The organism is Anaerostipes rhamnosivorans (assembly GCF_005280655.1).
GTDB classification, from domain to species: Bacteria; Bacillota; Clostridia; order Lachnospirales; family Lachnospiraceae; genus Anaerostipes; species Anaerostipes rhamnosivorans.
On the sequence record NZ_CP040058.1, the window covers coordinates 1715271 to 1730965 of the forward strand.

The window sequence follows — 15695 nt, forward strand, 5'->3', positions numbered from 1 at the left end:
TTATGATTATGAATCTAAAAGATTGTTATATAAAATTTGGCGGCGATTTTGAGGAAGTATTGGGCAGACTGCGGCGTGAACAAATCGTTCAAAAATTTGTATATAAATTCCTGCACGATAAAAGCTTTCACTTATTAGAAGCCTCTATGGAGAATAAAGACCATGAAGAGGCGCTAAGAGCCGTTCATACACTCAAAGGAATTTGTCAAAATCTTTCTTTTACCAGATTGTTTGAAAGCAGTAGTCTGGTAACAAAGGCATTAAGAGAAAATGATTGGAATAAAGCTGTTGATATGATGCCGAAATTATCAAAGGATTATTATGAAATAATCAATGTTATAGAAGACTTTAAGAATTCTAAGGAGGAATAGCATCAGTGGAAAACAGCAAAAACAAGAATTCTACAACACGTTTTCTAATATTCAGCTTTATTGGGCTTTTGATCTTTAGTATTATTATTTTCAGTCTGCTCGGCATCTATATGAGCCGAAAAAGTAAAAAAACTGTTTATGAAATCGGAAATATTTATATGTCCGGTATGAATGAACAAATGTCCAGACATTTTGAAAATGTGATTAAATTGCGATTTGATCAGGTCAGCGGAGTTGTTTCTGTTGTATCAACAGATAACAAAGACAGAAAGAATCTATATGAGGAACTCATTTACAGGGCACAGGTCAGGGGGTTTGACTATTTAGCGCTTTGTTCTGCCGAGGGAGATTTTCAGACACTTTATGGGAAATCCATACAGCCACTTAACCCAAAACCTTTTGTAGAAGCATTATTACAGGGGGAACGGCGAGTCGCTGTTGGCGTTGATTCTGCCGGAAATAAAGTGGTATTGTTTGGCATTGATGCTGCTTATCCGATGCACAATGGCGATAAGAGTACTGGTTTGATTGCAGCCGTTCCTCTGGAATATATTACTGATTTCCTTTCCTTAGAGGATGAAGGGCAGCTGATGTATTATCATATTATCAGGCCGGATGGTAGTTTTGTGATACAGAATCCTAACACTGAGTTAAGCTCTTTCTTTGGACAACTACAAAAGCAGCTTGATTCGACTACAAATGAGTTATCTGTAGAAAATTCTATTAAAGAATTTGGTGCTGCACTAAAAAATCGCAAAGAATATGCTACAACATTTAAAGTAAATGGTGAGGAACGGCAAATATACGGTATATCATTGCCCTATTCTGAGTGGTATTTAGTATCGGTAATGCCTTATAGTAGATTGGATGATGCTATAAACAATCTGGGCAGCCAGCGTATGTTCATGACATTATTGTCCTGTGCTTCTATTTTAATTATTTTAACATTGATTTTTCTTCGGTATTTCTCCATAACCCGATCTCAGGTGTATGAATTGGAGAATGCTCAGCAGGCGGCTCTTGAAGCGAACAAAGCCAAAAGCAAATTTTTAGCAAATATGAGTCATGATATCCGTACACCCATGAATGCAATCGTCGGCATGACCGCAATTGCCACAGCTCACATAGATGACCAGAAACAGGTACAGAATTGCCTTAGAAAAATTACTTTATCGAGCAGGCATCTGTTAGGATTGATCAATGATGTTTTAGATATGTCTAAAATTGAAAGTGGTAAATTAACTTTAACAACAGAACAAATTTCTTTAAAGGAAGTTGTTGAAGGAATTGTTAACATTATGCAGCCACAGATTAAGACTAAAAAACAAACCTTTCATATACATATTGAAAATATTTTAACAGAAAATGTGTGGTGCGATGGTGTCCGCTTGAATCAGGTTATGCTAAATCTCTTGTCAAATGCAACGAAGTATACACCGGAGGGCGGTTCGATACAATTATCCCTTACTGAAGAAAAATCTCCGAAAGGAGAAAACTATGTCCGAATTCATATCAAGGTCAAAGATAACGGAATTGGTATGTCGTCAGATTTCCTGAAAAAAATATATGAATCTTATAGCCGTGCGGATGGAACCAGAATACATAAAACTGAGGGTGCCGGTTTGGGAATGGCGATTACTAAGTACATTGTTGACGCAATGGAAGGAACCATTGATATAAAAAGTGAGCCTGATAAAGGAACCGAATTTCTTCTCACATTTGATTTTGAAAAAGTGGTTGAAGTAGAAATGGATATGGTTCTTCCCTCCTGGAATATGCTGGTGGTTGATGATGACGAATTATTATGTAAGGCAGCCATTGATACACTAAAAGACATCGGAATAAAAGCTGAATGGACATTAAGTGGAGAAAAGGCGATAGAACTGGTAATCCAACACCACATAAAGAGGGAGGATTATCAAATCATTTTATTGGATTGGAAACTGCCTGGCATGAATGGGATTCAGGTGGCAAAAGAAATCCGGAAGAATCTAGGAGACGAAGTACCGATTCTGCTGATTTCTGCATACGACTGGAGTGAATTTGAAGCGGAGGCCCGTGAAGCGGGTATTAGTGGGTTTATTTGCAAGCCTCTTTTTAAATCTACGCTGTATCACGCTTTGCGTCAATATATGGATATTGAAACAGAATATGACCAGACATTGAACCAAACTATTGATTTATCTGGACGCCGTATCTTGCTTGCTGAGGATAATGAACTTAACTGGGAGGTTGCAAGTGAATTGTTGTCTGACTTGGGTGTGGAACTGGATTGGGCAGAAGATGGACAGATATGTCTGGACAAGTTTCAAAAATCTCCAGCAGGGTATTACGATGCCATTCTTATGGATATCCGTATGCCGCATATGACAGGGTTTGAGGCAACAAAAGCGATACGGGGGCTAAATGATCCTGATGCTCTATCTATTCCAATCATCGCTATGAGTGCAGATGCTTTTTCTGACGACATACAACGTTGCTATGAGTGCGGTATGAATGCCCATATAGCAAAGCCAATCAATGTTTTAGAATTAACTCGTTTGTTAAAAAGATATCTAATATAAATTGAGTTAAAAAGCGTATGTCTCGCGGCATGCGCTTTTATATTTGTTACAAAGGATGAATACAGAGAGGTGCCGGGCATCCAAGCTGAACCTTTAAAAAAGTCTGTTTTCGTTCAGAAAGTTGAGAATCTGTAGAAACAGATTCTCTTCCTTATAGATCAGTCTCTTTCTCTAATCTATATCTGGCAAACAAAAAAGCCAGAATTGACATCACAGTAAGAAGAATTATGGGAAACAGCAGTTCATTACATCGGACTGTTCCATAAAATATAATAGAACGTATGCTGCTGATTACATGTGTAAAGGGATTGAGATTGATCAATATTTTTAACACACCCCGTATTTCATCTACCGGAAACAGGGCAGAGCTTAAAAAGAAAAGGGGCAGAACAACTGCGTTCATAAGTGTTTCAAACATCATCTCATTGGGCAGAATCAGGCTGATCCCATATGATACTGCGGCCATAAAAAATGCGGTCAGAAAAATCAGTAAAACAATGACGAATAATCCTGCGGCGTTTTGGAACAAGTTTATAGAGAAGAGCAGGCCGAGCAGACATAGAATGCCTGCTTCCAGAAATGAGCAAAGCACCGCTTCTAATACTTGTCCTAAAATAATGGAATTCCTGTTTATGGGGGCAATCAGGATCCTGTAAAAGCTCCCATCTGATTTCATCATATAATTCATCATCCCGCTGCTGCAACACACAGAAAAACTAACGAGAACGATCAGCCCGGGAAATATATATGCTGTGTAATTTTTTATCCCAGTATTGTTCATCGTCTGTCCTGCGACCCCACTGTAGAGAAGCAGCCATAAAACGGGCTGTAATATGGTGATCAGGATTGTAAAACGGTTATGAAAACGCCATTTGATGTTCTTTTTTAATATTGTGATTGTACTCATTTTATTGCCTCCTTATCTGTCAGTCTTATATATACATCTTCTAAACTTGGCTGTGTTATCTCAATTCCTTTGAAGAGAATCTGATGCTCAAAAAAAAACTGGATGACGGTCTGTATGGTATGCCTGCTGTCATGTGAGATCACAGTCATCACAGTATCCTGTACCGTAATCTTATATTCAACAAAATGATTGAATAACTGTTCTTTAGCTGCCTTTGCGTGTTCTTTTGTATAAAATACGGCCTTGACACTGTCTTGGCGGAGATATCCCTTCAATTCAAAAGGGGATCCCTGAACCGCCGTCTGCCCGTCTCTCATGATGCAGATGGTATCGCTTAAGCTGTCGGCTTCTTCTAAATAATGGGTTGTCAAAAAGATGGTAGTACCAAATTCAGCCTTTATTCTTTTCATCATATTCCACATAGCCAAGCGGGACTGGATATCCATTCCAACTGTCGGCTCATCTAAAAATAAAATCTTGGGACCTGACATCATGTTCATGGCAATGTCCAAACGTCTTTTGATACCGCCGGAGTACGAAGCTACAGGATATTTCAAAAAGGAAGCCAGGTCAAATACTTTGACCAACTCTTCCATACGCTGATTTGCCTGCTTTTGCGGAACTTTATATAGTTCACTTTGGAACATCATATTTTCTTTAAGTGACAAATGAGGATCAATGGATAACTGTTGAGATACACATGCAATCTTGGAACGGACGGACAAAGGGTCTGCCCTGATATCTTTCCCAAAGACTGCCATGTTGCCGGAATCAGCCTTTAGATAAGTTGTCAATAATTTTATCAAAGTTGATTTACCGGCACCGTTCTGTCCCAAAAGGGAGAAGATTTCTCCGGATTCTACGGTCAGATTTAATCCGTTTAATGCCTTGATCCCATTTTTGTAGGTTTTGTGTACGTTCTGAACTTGAATAGCGTTCATAATAAGTCCTCCTTCTTAGATTTGTTATGTCAATTTCGCAATCATCATAGCTTGAGAAAATATTTCATTCCTCTCTTTTTCTGTCCGGTTTTGTAAACAAAAGCGAAGTGGAAGGGAAGACGGGGCGTTACAGCCCAGCTTGACAGTTCTTGTGTTTAAACTTAGAATGAAAGAAAAATGTCCGCAGCAGGCGGAAGATTGTGCGAAATGCAGACCTGTTAATGACCGACTTGCTGGCTGAGATGGAAAAGGGATTATAGTATGTACTAAAATATAACCGAGGTGAGAGCTATGCTGATGTCAAATCGAATTAAAGAAATCATAGAAGTCATATTAAACAGCAGGGGGTATGTTACCGTCGGGGAGATTGCAAAACAGATCGAGGTATCCGACCGTACAGTGTACCGTGAGATTCCTGAAGTCATGGAAGTCATGAGAGGATACGGTGTTCAGTTAAATACAGCGAGTAAAAAGGGTATGGTTGCAGTGGGAAGTGCGGAAGATATGAGGAATCTGCGCAGTTTTCTGGGCATGAAAAATCAGATCTATATTGTGGACCCCAAAGAAAGGGTAGATTTTATTTTGCTGTATTTGCTTCATGAAAACGATTACATAAAGACAGAGGCATTGGCCATTGACAATGATACATCCATCCCCACAGTGAGGAATGATCTCAAAAAAGTAAAGGAACAACTCAGCGGGTATGATCTGCACCTGATTCAGAAAAAGGGTGAAGGGATTCTGATCACTGGAAGTGAGATTGAAAAAAATGCTTTGACAGTCAACACATTGTTGAATCATGTAGATGAATCCAGCCTGTATCAGTGGCTGAATAAGGAAGGGGATCTGTCAAATCCATTTGTCAGGAGGATGGAAGAGTATGGGTACCACCATGTTATGACAGTATGTCACCGGATCATTAAAAGTATTGTTCAGGATCAATATGAACTTTCAACGATGATCAAAGACCGGGAGTATTTGGAGTATATTCTTCTGATCGCTATGATGATTGACTGTCATAAAAAAGGCAGGCCTTATAAAAAAGAATTTGAGACTGAGAATTTCAACAAAGAAGAGCAGAAGATCACCAGGCAGGTAAAAAAATCTCTGGAAAAAGAATTTCATGTGATGTTAAGCGAACAAGAAGAGCAGTATATCAGATGGGTCCTTCATGTGGGCATGGTCCAGGATACATCGAGAGTCTATACGATCCAGAATCATCTGCTGGACGCCAAGATCTATAATTTTATTCAATATGTGGAAGACCGTATGGGGATTCAGCTGATTCGGGACAAAGAGCTAAAAGAAAGCCTATATATCCATATAGACCGTGCGTTGATCAGGATCAGAAGCGGTATGTGTATTTCCAATCCTCTGATTGAAGATGTGAAGAGAGACTATGAGGAGTTGTTTATGGTGATCCGGGAGGGTGCAGACAGGATTTTTGACGGTGATTTCTTTCCGGACGATGAGATTGGATATTTAGTGCTTTATTTTGCAGTATCCCTGGACAATGTCATGAAACGCTCCTTCCGAATCCTTGTAGTATGTTCAGGGGGTATGGGATCATCTAAGATGCTCTCCCACCGCCTGGAACAGGAAATACCAGAAATCTGTGTGAGAAAAGAAGTGTCTTTGATCGGATTTGGACAGGAAAACCTGGATGAATATGACCTGATCCTATCCACGATCCCTCTTTATATTGATAAACGAAACTATCTGAAGGTATCCCCTCTGCTGAGCCGCAACGAATTAGAACAGATTCATGAGGCGATCAAACGCCATAAGTACAAGACTATGCGTAAGATCACCATCCGCGAGAAGGAACAGCGCCAGCTGGAAACACGGGATCATATTGAATCGCTGGAAAAACTGCGGGCTCTGATGGATGTAGGTTTAAGAGTCATCAAGAGATTTAAAGTTGTTCAGGCAAAGGAAAAGAATTTAAAAAATAACCTGCTCCGGATTCTGTCTGAGGAAAGCGGCAGGCAGGCCAGCGAATTGGATGCCAGGAATAGAAAACAGCAGTTTTATCTGATACCGGCAACTGATATGGTATATTATGAAGCGGTTTTTTCACAGATGTCAGAGCCACGATTATTTGCTGTTCATTTTGAAGATGAACAATATATGAGCAGCGGAGAAAAGTATACAGATGTGATTTATGCTGTTTATCCGGAAAACCCCTCAGAATATGAAAAGAATACTTTAAATCATGTACTGGAAAGTGTGATCGATGATAAGGACATCCAGCACTTGATCCATAAAGCAGATGAGAAGGGGATCAGACAGTGGATCGGATATCGGTTCAAGCAGTATTTGGCGGAACTGCTGTCTTTGTAAAAGACAATAAAATATACAATAAAAAGGAAAGGTGGGTACTATGATCCATTATATGAATGATGATAAAAGACTTCAGGCAGCTATTTTTATTCCATAGGAAAGTTCTCCCTATGGAATAAAAAAGCCCTGCGGGCATGATGCACACGATGTGCCAAGGAAGGCTGCTTTGCAGCCGCACATCGGCGCGCAAAGCGGACTTGTCCGCTTTGTTCTTGAGATGGCAGATCAAGTGTGGCCCGGTTCCTATGATGCTGAATTAATGCAAAAAGCCATTGAAAAGACAATAAATATTACGGCATGGGACCAGGGTAAACTGGTTGGCTGCGTACGGATACTGAGTGACGGCTATTTGTTTGGCACAATATCAGAGATTCTTGTTCTAAAAGAATATCAAAAACAAGGAATTGGAAAAGAATTGATGAGACGGGCAGTGGAGATCTCGCCAACCTCCTTGTTTTTTGGCGCTCAGCCAGAAGCAGAAGGGTTTTACGAAAAACTCAACCTACGAAAATCGCTGCAGTCCTTTATGATTAACAAGACCAGAAAATAAAAAGTTCTTTATCGTGCGAAGCACGCATGGGTATAAAAAACTTGCAGGTAATATTACCTGCAAGTTTTTTTCTTTTTAAAACGACCAACATATTTTTAATTACATTTTAGTACAGTGATACTTTTGTCAAAATAAAATTGAAAAATGCAGAACTGGATGAAGTGGATTTTCCGGAATAAGTTTTCTATAATTTAACCATAGACAAAAACAGGAACAAGAACACCAGGTTTAGAATAGGAGATTATTTATGAGAGCAGTACATTTTGGAGCGGGTAAGATTGGCAGAGGGTTTATCGCAGACTTACTGCACAATACCGGATATGAGATCACATTTGTGGATGTCAACGAAAAGCTGAACGCAGAGATGAACCAGTACCACAATTATTATCTGTATGTGATCCAGGAAGATTACAGACGCAAAGAGATCGACAAGGTATCAGCGCTATCCCCGATCACCCAGCCGGAGGAGGTTTCCAAAGCCATCGTGGATGCCGATCTGGTGACAACCGCAGTCATTGCAGATAACTTTCCAAAGATTGCAAACAATCTGGCAGCCGGATTAAAAGCAAGATTGGATGCAGGCAAAGAAAGAGTTAATGTAATTCCATGTGAGAATGCATTCTACTGTGGAGTGATGTTAAAGAATGAACTGCTGAAAACAGGTCTTCTCACAGAAGAGGAACTGGAAAAGATCGCAGGTATCCCAAGCACAGCAGTCGACCGTATGGTGTTTGCAGCTGAGCGCGATGGAAGAGATGGAATTGATGTTGGAAATACTTATGAACTTGTCATCGAAAAGAATCAGTTAGTGGATCCTGATGCACAGCCGATCAAAGGCGCTGAATATACAGGAAATCTTGACAAGTATCTGGAAAGAAAGCTGTGTGTTGTCAATGGCGGGCATACAATGTCAGCATACATTGCACGTTTGATGGGGTATGACATCATCCAGGACTACTTTAAGGTTCCGGAGAATACAAAACTGACAAGGGATATTATGCTGCAGGCAGGGGCCTTTATTGAGAAAAAGCACGGATTTGCGCATGAGGAAATGGCAGATTACATCGACGCCACCATCGGCCGCTGGTCCACACCGGGCGTAAAGGATACCATTGAACGGATCGCCAAGGCACCGATCCGTAAGCTGGATCCGGAAGACCGCATGGTAAAATCCGCGATCGAGTGTGAGAAGTATGGACTTGCCAATGATTTGATCCTAAAAGGGATCGCAGCGGCATTTTTATATGATGTTGAAGGGGATGAACAGGCCGCGGAGATCAAGGCATATGTGGAGGAAAATGGAATCGAAAAAGCCGTCACACATTACACTGGTATTGAGTCAGGAAGCCATATCTATGAAGAGATATTAAACGCTTATAACGAATATAAAGCAAAAAAATCAAACTAAAAACAGGAGGAATGAAAAATGAAATTACAGTTGGCTTTAGATGAAATGAACCTTGTGGATGCCCTGCGTTTTGCTGACAAAGTAGCAGAACATGTAGACATCATTGAGGTGGGAACACCGTTTGTCATGGATGAAGGAATGCGGGGAGTGCGCGAATTCCACCGTTTCTTCCCGGAAAAAGAGATCCTTGCGGATTTAAAGATCATGGATGGAGGATATCTGGAGGCAAGCTATGCATATGAGGCTGGGGCTGCCTATGCAACGATCCTGGGAGTCTCCGATAACCTGACTATTGAAGGAGCCTTAAAGGCAGCCAGAGCTTATGAGAGAAAACTGGTAGTGGATATGATCTGCGTGGAGGATCTGCCTGCAAGGATCGCAAAGATGGAGGAGATCGGAGTGGATATCCTGGCAGTGCATACTGGAGCTGACCAGCAGGCGGCGGGAAGAGAGCCGATCCAGGATCTGGAGGTCATGACAGCCAACGCAAAGAAATCCCAGATTGCGGTTGCAGGAGGGATCAACAGTAAGACCATCGGAAAGTACGTGGCATTAAAGCCAGACATTGTGATCGTGGGATCTGCCATCGGACATGCGGATGACCCGGTTGCCGAAGCAAAAGCAATTCAAGATGCCTTATTATAATCCAGGAGGAAAAAAAGATGAGTGAATGTAAAAACGTATTTTCAATCTTAAATGAATTGATGGAAAATGCAAAAGAGATCCAGAATGAAGATGTATTAAAGGTAGAAGATTTAATTATGAACGCAAAAAGGATCTTTGTGGGTGGAGCAGGGCGTTCCGGTTTTGCAGCTAGAGGATTTTCCAACCGCTTAATGCATTTAGGTTTCCAGGTTTACTTTGTGGGAGAACCTACGACGCCAAGCATCCAGGAAGGGGACTTATTGATCGTAGGCTCTGGTTCCGGCAATACAGCCAGTCTTGTTTCCAACGCCCAAAAGGCAAAGGCTCAGGGTGCAAAAGTCGCTACCGTTACAATGTTTCCGGAAAACAAGATCGGTTCTATGGCAGATGCAGCAATCCGTATCCCAGGAGTAACTGAGAAATGCGCAGGCCAGGGAAAAGGCAGCGTCCAGTCTTCAGGATCTTCATTTGAAGAACTGACATGGATCACTTATGATGCCATTGTCATGGATTTAATGAGAATCACGAATCAGGGAGACAAAGAATTATTTGCCCGCCACGCAAACATGGAATAAGAATAAAAAAGAAAAGAGGAGTTTCATGAACGATTTTACATTTTTAAGTCCTACCAGATTAGTTGTAGGAAGAGAAGCTGAAAAAGAAACAGGAAAATGGATCAAGGAGTACGGCGGAACAACCGTATTAGTACATCATGACAGCGGATTCGTAAAACAAAATGGATTTGTTGACAAAGTAATCGATATGTTAAAAGCGGACGGTTTAAAGGTTGTAGAATTAGGAGGCGTTGTCCCAAATCCTCATTTATCAAAGGTGTATGAAGGCATTGAACTGTGCAAAAAAGAAGGCGTGGATTTTCTGTTGGCCATTGGAGGAGGAAGTGTCATTGATTCCACTAAGGCTATCGCCATGGGACTTCCGTATGAGGGAGATGTGTGGGATTTCTTTATCGAAGAGGACGGAGTGCCGCACGATGTACCGAAAAAGAGTACGCCGCTGGGTGTTATCCTCACGATTGCTGCCACAGGAAGTGAAGCGTCCAACAGCTGTGTGATTACAAAAGCGGATGAAAATCTGAAGCGTTTCTGTGACAATGACATTAACCGTGCCAGGTTTGCCATTGAAAATCCGGAGCTTACGATGACCCTGCCGCCGTTCCAGACAGCCTGTGGAGTGATTGATATTATGTCCCACTCCTTTGAACGGTATTTTACACCAGAAAAAGAGAATGATATTTTAACAGACTATTTATGTGAGGCTATTTTCCATACATGTATGGATTGCGGACGGATTCTTGTAAAAGATCCGGCGAACTACGAAGCGAGAGCTAGTATCATGGTGGCATCCACTCTTTCCCATAATGGACTGACCGGTATGGGAAGAACTGGAGACTGGGCATCCCATTTCATCGAGCACGAATTGTCTGGTGAATATCAGAGCGTTACCCATGGAGCAGGACTGGCAGTGATTACCCCAGCATGGATGAAATATGTGTATAAGGACAACATGGATAAATTCATCAAATGGGCGACCCGTGTCATGGGTGTTTCCATGGATTACAGTGATCCGGAGAGAACGGTACTGGAGGCAATCGACCGTTTGGAATTATTCTTCCAGAGTCTTGGTGTGCCTACAAAGTTAAGCGAGGTTCCGGGAGTTGAGGACTTGGACGAAGAAGTGATGGAGCGTATGGCAAAACGTGTACGTGTTGTCCACGAAGACGGAAGCATCGGCTGGGTGCGCCGGTTAAATACAAAGGATATTGTAGAAATATTCAAGCTGGCCATGTAATAATAGCCAGAAGAAAAGAATCCCGCAGATGAAAAGGAAGGTTCCTTTTATCTGTGGGATTTTTTTGCCTTTCCTGTTAACGAAGACCATATTGAGCCTTGGAGACAACCTTGCCGTTTTGGAATGTGACATTTGCATTTGCTCCAATACTGCCTGAGCCTTTCCAGGAATATATTTTCGTATGGTATCCGCTCACAGAAGAGGAGGCAATACATGTTCCAGGGCCGCCGATCAAATATTTGACACTGCTGTAGGACATGCCTGTTTTGATCCTTTTATATTCAGCCTTGGTGATTGTCCTGCCTCTGCCTTTTGGGCCGAACCAATGTGCATATAAGGTATGTTTTTTCAGCTTTTTTATGGTTGTATTTTTTTTAACCTTGGTGCCGCCGGACTTCTTTGTGTACCATCCTTTAAATTTATATCTGCTGCGTTTTGGAGTTGGCAGTTTGCCGTATTTCTTACCCGCCTGGACCTTTTTTGATTTCTTGGAGACTCTGCCTTTATTGGCATTAAATCTTATCTTATATTTTTGTCCTAGCACATTGATGACTTTATCTTTTTCGCCCAAAAAATCAGCTGAATCTTCGTCAAATCCGTAATTCTTGTCGTAAGTGAACAATTCATAGTCAGCCGAGATAACATATCTTCCCGGGGTTTTAATCTTAAAAGTTTTCGTATAAGTAGTACCCATAGGGCGCCATTCCCACCAATCATCAGGCCAGATTTCATTGCCGATATCCTTTTTATTTTTAAATATCATGTAAGCTGTCGGCAATATCTTTGTTTCCCCGTCAATACCGCCTTTTGCATTGACTCTGTCACCGATGAAGGTCACTTTAAAAGATTTTCCTGCTTTGACATTGCTAGGTGCACTGATCCTGCATTTCGAATACTTTGCCTGCGGGGCGGCCGCTTTTGGTGCTTTTTCTGATAACGGAACTGCTGATAACGCAATTACAAATACCATTCCAATGATTAATAATCTTTTTTTCATAGGTTCCCTCCTTAAAGTTTTGTATCTTTGTTACGTCCCTCTTAAAAACATTATAAAGCATGAAGAAATATAATTCACCTTTTTTACAAGAAAAAGGTGAATCTTATTTTGTTGATAGTAATTGAGAATTAAACTAAGTTTAACATCCTTGGTTTCTTTATTCTTCTAGTTAAAGTATAATAGAGACAGGAAGGGGATGGTGATGAAATGAACAGAATTCGTTTACGTACTTTATTAACAGCGGCACTTTTGGTATTGGGTGTATTTTTGGTCTCTCCGGTAAAGGTGTCGGCAAAGAACCCGAAAGAGGTAACTTTAAAACCAGGGAAGACCTATAAAAAATATGACATTACCGGAGATAAGAAAAAGGACAGGATTTCAATTAAATTGAGCAGCCACAAGAAAGACCCGTCCATCAAGATGAAGACTACCGTTTATGTTAACGGCAAAAAAGTCTATTCCAAGAAGGGATACTGTTATGGCATAACAGCCAAAATCTACACATTAAAAAATAAAAAGCCATTTTTGTATCTGAACAGCTGGGCGGACAATGGGGATGGCCCTGTCAATGCTTTGTTTCAGTATCAGTCTAGGAAGCTGAAAAAGGTGATCAACTTTCAGGCACTGTTTGGAACCAAATACGGCACCTACGGAACCCATCCAGGCGGGTCTGTGGTAAAAGTAAAAGGCAATACAGTAACCGCCAGGTTTGATCTGATGTCCTGGACTATAGGACCTTCTTCCTATGAATATCAGTACAAATATAAAAAGGGAACCCTGAAGCGTACAAGTTCTACAGGAAAAGTAACGACCGCGCTTTACAACAATACCGCAACCGCAAAGAAAAATATCAAGGTCTATAAAACAGCAAAGGTAAGATCATCTTATACAGTCCTAAAAAGAGGACAGAGGGTGCAGTTTTTAAAGGCTTATGTAAAAGGCAGAAACCATTTTTTAAAGATCAGGATGTCCAACAAAAAGACTGGCTGGATCAAAGGGCAGCTGAAATATTCAGACTTTGATAACCGGATGTTTCAGGAGGTGTTCTGGGCCGGGTGAGACACACTTTTTTGTTGAATCCTGACTGCTGGTGGTGTATAATCATTACATGAGAGAGTGTTTTAATAATAAGAATTGACTGCACTATTTTACTATGATGTTGAACCGGAATATAGGACCTGAATCATAGTTTGCCCTATGGGTAACCTTCATTAGGTTATCTTTGGAATGACAGCAGTATATACTTCATACATTAACAGAGACGCCTCAGATGTGCGTCTCTGTTTTATTCTATAGAAAGGAATATAAAAGCCCTCCAGGCATGAAGCGCACTTGTCCGCTTTGTTCGCTGACATGGACTTAAGGATGTATGAGATGTCCTGCCAATATTATTAAAATGTTATGAAACTCACTCAGAGGGAAAGGATACAAATATTTTTACAAAGGAGGAGAGAATATGAGTTTGATCACGTGGAAAGAGTTTGGAAAGGAGCATACATATGGATGATTTATTATTTGATGTATCAGATTTAATTCCTTTTGTAATTATCGCATTGGTCATTGCCGCTGTTGTCATCATACTTTTAACCGGTTATGTAAAAGCTTCCCCGGATACAGCGCTGATTATTTCAGGAATGAGGAAGAATGCAAGATTTCTGATCGGTAAAGCAGGGATTAAGATTCCGTTTTTTGAAAAAAAAGATGAGTTAAGCTTAAAACTCGTCTCTGTCGACGTAAAAACATCCAGTCCGGTGCCGACCGCCGATTATATTAATATTAACGTAGATTCCGCAGTTAACATAAAGATAGGTATCTCAGATGAAATGTTAAAACGGGCAGCCCAGAACTTTTTGAACTGCAACACTGACAAAATAGGAAATGTTGCAAGAGAAGTTTTGGAAGGTAACATGAGAGAGATCATCGGACAGATGGAATTAAAAGAGATGGTTTCCGACCGACAAAAGTTTGCTGAAAAAGTCAGAGACAATGCAGTTCCGGATCTTGCGGCCATGGGACTGGAGATCATTAGTTTCAATGTACAGAATTTTATTGATAACAATGAAGTGATCGAAAATCTTGGTATTGACAATATCTCTAAGATCAAGAAATCGGCGTCTATTGCTAAGGCTGAGTCCGAAAAAGAGGTGGCAATTGCTAAAGCTCAGGCGGACAAAGAAGCCAATGATGCCAGAGTTGCCTCTGAGACAGAGATTTCTATTAAGAATAATCAGCTGGAGATTAGAAAAGCCGAACTTAAAAAAGAAGCGGATGCAAAAAAAGCTGAGGCCGATGTTATTTACAGAATTGTAGAACAAGAGCAGAGGAAACAGCTGGAGATCACCAGTGCCAATGCAAATATCGCAAAACAGGAAAAAGAAGTTGAATTAAAGACTAAGGAAGTGGCAGTAAAGGAAAAAGCTCTGGACGCAGAAGTGCGCAAACAGGCGGAGGCCAATCGTTTTGCCAGAGAACAGAAGGCTCAGGCGGAATTATATGAGCGCCAGAAAGAAGCTGAGGCAAAGGCGTATGAAGCGGTTCAAGAAGCGGATGCTTTGAAGGCCACCGCGGAAGCTGACCGGTACCAGGCGGAACAGGAAGCATGGGGTATCAAAGCCAAAGGAGAAGCGGAGGCAGAGGCGATCAAGGCAAAAGCGCTTGCGGAAGCCGCCGGTATTGAAAAGAAAGCAGAGGCCATGGCCAAGATGGGTGAAGCTGCGATCTTGGAAATGTACTTTAAAGCATATCCAGAGGTAGCCAAGAGTGTTGCAGAACCGCTGTCTAAGGTAGATTCCATCGTCATGTACGGGGAAGGCAATTCTGCTAAACTGACCGAAGATATTGTAAAATCTGTAACACAGGTAGACCAGGGACTGCAGAAGTCCATGGGAATTGATATCAAATCTTTGCTGGCCGGAGTGATCGGCGGTAAAGTGGCCGCTGTGGGAGTGCAAAAGGAGATTGAGCCTGAAAGCAAGGTTGAAGAAACCAGTGAGCCAACGGAACAAGAATAGAGGCATAGTGATACTAAACGGTTCGTAGAGTGAATTCTACGAACCGTTTTGACTTTCCAGTATGCTGTTTCTTGAGTTTGTCCAGCTGACCGTATATAATTGAAAGGACGTGTAACAGGTTTAAAAGTTACCCGGGGAAACCGCATACC

Annotated in this window: 13 protein-coding genes; 10 read left to right on the forward strand and 3 right to left on the reverse strand. The window is 41.2% G+C overall.

What is annotated here, in order from left to right; all coding sequences use genetic code 11:
* Nucleotides 1–8 precede the first annotated feature (8 nt).
* Nucleotides 9–371 (forward strand): Hpt domain-containing protein, encoded by a 363-nt coding sequence (locus tag AR1Y2_RS08500; RefSeq protein ID WP_137328572.1) that lies wholly within the window; start codon nucleotides 9–11, stop codon nucleotides 369–371.
* 5 nt (nucleotides 372–376) lie between these two features.
* Entirely contained in the window at nucleotides 377–2935 is a 2559-nt protein-coding gene (locus tag AR1Y2_RS08505; RefSeq protein ID WP_137328573.1) for a hybrid sensor histidine kinase/response regulator, read from the forward strand.
* Between the two features lie 151 nt (nucleotides 2936–3086).
* On the opposite strand, the gene AR1Y2_RS08510 is transcribed toward AR1Y2_RS08505, so the two are convergent.
* Nucleotides 3087–3842 (reverse strand): ABC transporter permease, encoded by a 756-nt coding sequence (locus AR1Y2_RS08510; protein WP_137328574.1) that lies wholly within the window; start codon nucleotides 3840–3842, stop codon nucleotides 3087–3089.
* A complete protein-coding gene (locus AR1Y2_RS08515; RefSeq protein ID WP_137328575.1) occupies nucleotides 3839–4783 on the reverse strand; it encodes an ABC transporter ATP-binding protein in 945 nt (314 codons plus the stop codon). Before AR1Y2_RS08515 ends, AR1Y2_RS08510 begins: the two co-directional genes overlap by 4 nt.
* Before the next feature lie 297 nt (nucleotides 4784–5080).
* Between AR1Y2_RS08515 and AR1Y2_RS08520 the strand changes: the two genes are divergently transcribed.
* From AR1Y2_RS08520 to AR1Y2_RS08545, 6 genes are all read left to right on the forward strand, one after another.
* Nucleotides 5081–7126 carry a BglG family transcription antiterminator gene (locus tag AR1Y2_RS08520; protein WP_243118892.1) on the forward strand — a complete coding sequence of 682 codons (2046 nt, stop codon included), beginning with the start codon at nucleotides 5081–5083 and terminating at the stop codon, nucleotides 7124–7126.
* 166 nt (nucleotides 7127–7292) lie between these two features.
* Nucleotides 7293–7676 carry a GNAT family N-acetyltransferase gene (locus AR1Y2_RS08525; protein ID WP_330576977.1) on the forward strand — a complete coding sequence of 128 codons (384 nt, stop codon included), beginning with the start codon at nucleotides 7293–7295 and terminating at the stop codon, nucleotides 7674–7676.
* A 247-nt stretch (nucleotides 7677–7923) separates the two neighbouring features.
* Nucleotides 7924–9084 (forward strand): mannitol dehydrogenase family protein, encoded by a 1161-nt coding sequence (locus AR1Y2_RS08530; RefSeq protein ID WP_137328577.1) that lies wholly within the window; start codon nucleotides 7924–7926, stop codon nucleotides 9082–9084.
* A gap of 18 nt (nucleotides 9085–9102) precedes the next feature.
* Nucleotides 9103–9729, forward strand: coding sequence for a 3-hexulose-6-phosphate synthase (hxlA, locus tag AR1Y2_RS08535; RefSeq protein WP_137328578.1), 627 nt, complete (start codon nucleotides 9103–9105; stop codon nucleotides 9727–9729).
* Nucleotides 9730–9746: 17 nt separating this feature from the next.
* Nucleotides 9747–10304, forward strand: a complete 558-nt coding sequence (gene hxlB / locus AR1Y2_RS08540) for a 6-phospho-3-hexuloisomerase (RefSeq protein WP_137328579.1) — start codon at nucleotides 9747–9749, stop codon at nucleotides 10302–10304.
* Nucleotides 10305–10329: 25 nt separating this feature from the next.
* Nucleotides 10330–11538, forward strand: coding sequence for an iron-containing alcohol dehydrogenase (locus AR1Y2_RS08545; protein WP_137328580.1), 1209 nt, complete (start codon nucleotides 10330–10332; stop codon nucleotides 11536–11538).
* A 76-nt stretch (nucleotides 11539–11614) separates the two neighbouring features.
* On the opposite strand, the gene AR1Y2_RS08550 is transcribed toward AR1Y2_RS08545, so the two are convergent.
* Nucleotides 11615–12535: an InlB B-repeat-containing protein gene (locus AR1Y2_RS08550; RefSeq protein WP_137328581.1), complete on the reverse strand. Its 921-nt coding sequence runs from the start codon at nucleotides 12533–12535 to the stop codon at nucleotides 11615–11617.
* 207 nt (nucleotides 12536–12742) lie between these two features.
* On the opposite strand from AR1Y2_RS08550, the gene AR1Y2_RS08555 reads away from it, so the two are divergent.
* Both AR1Y2_RS08555 and AR1Y2_RS08560 read left to right on the forward strand, forming a co-directional pair.
* Nucleotides 12743–13594, forward strand: coding sequence for a hypothetical protein (locus AR1Y2_RS08555; protein ID WP_137328582.1), 852 nt, complete (start codon nucleotides 12743–12745; stop codon nucleotides 13592–13594).
* 440 nt (nucleotides 13595–14034) lie between these two features.
* Complete coding sequence (locus AR1Y2_RS08560) at nucleotides 14035–15546, forward strand: flotillin family protein (protein ID WP_137328583.1); 1512 nt, start codon at nucleotides 14035–14037, stop codon at nucleotides 15544–15546.
* Nucleotides 15547–15695: the final 149 nt, after the last annotated feature.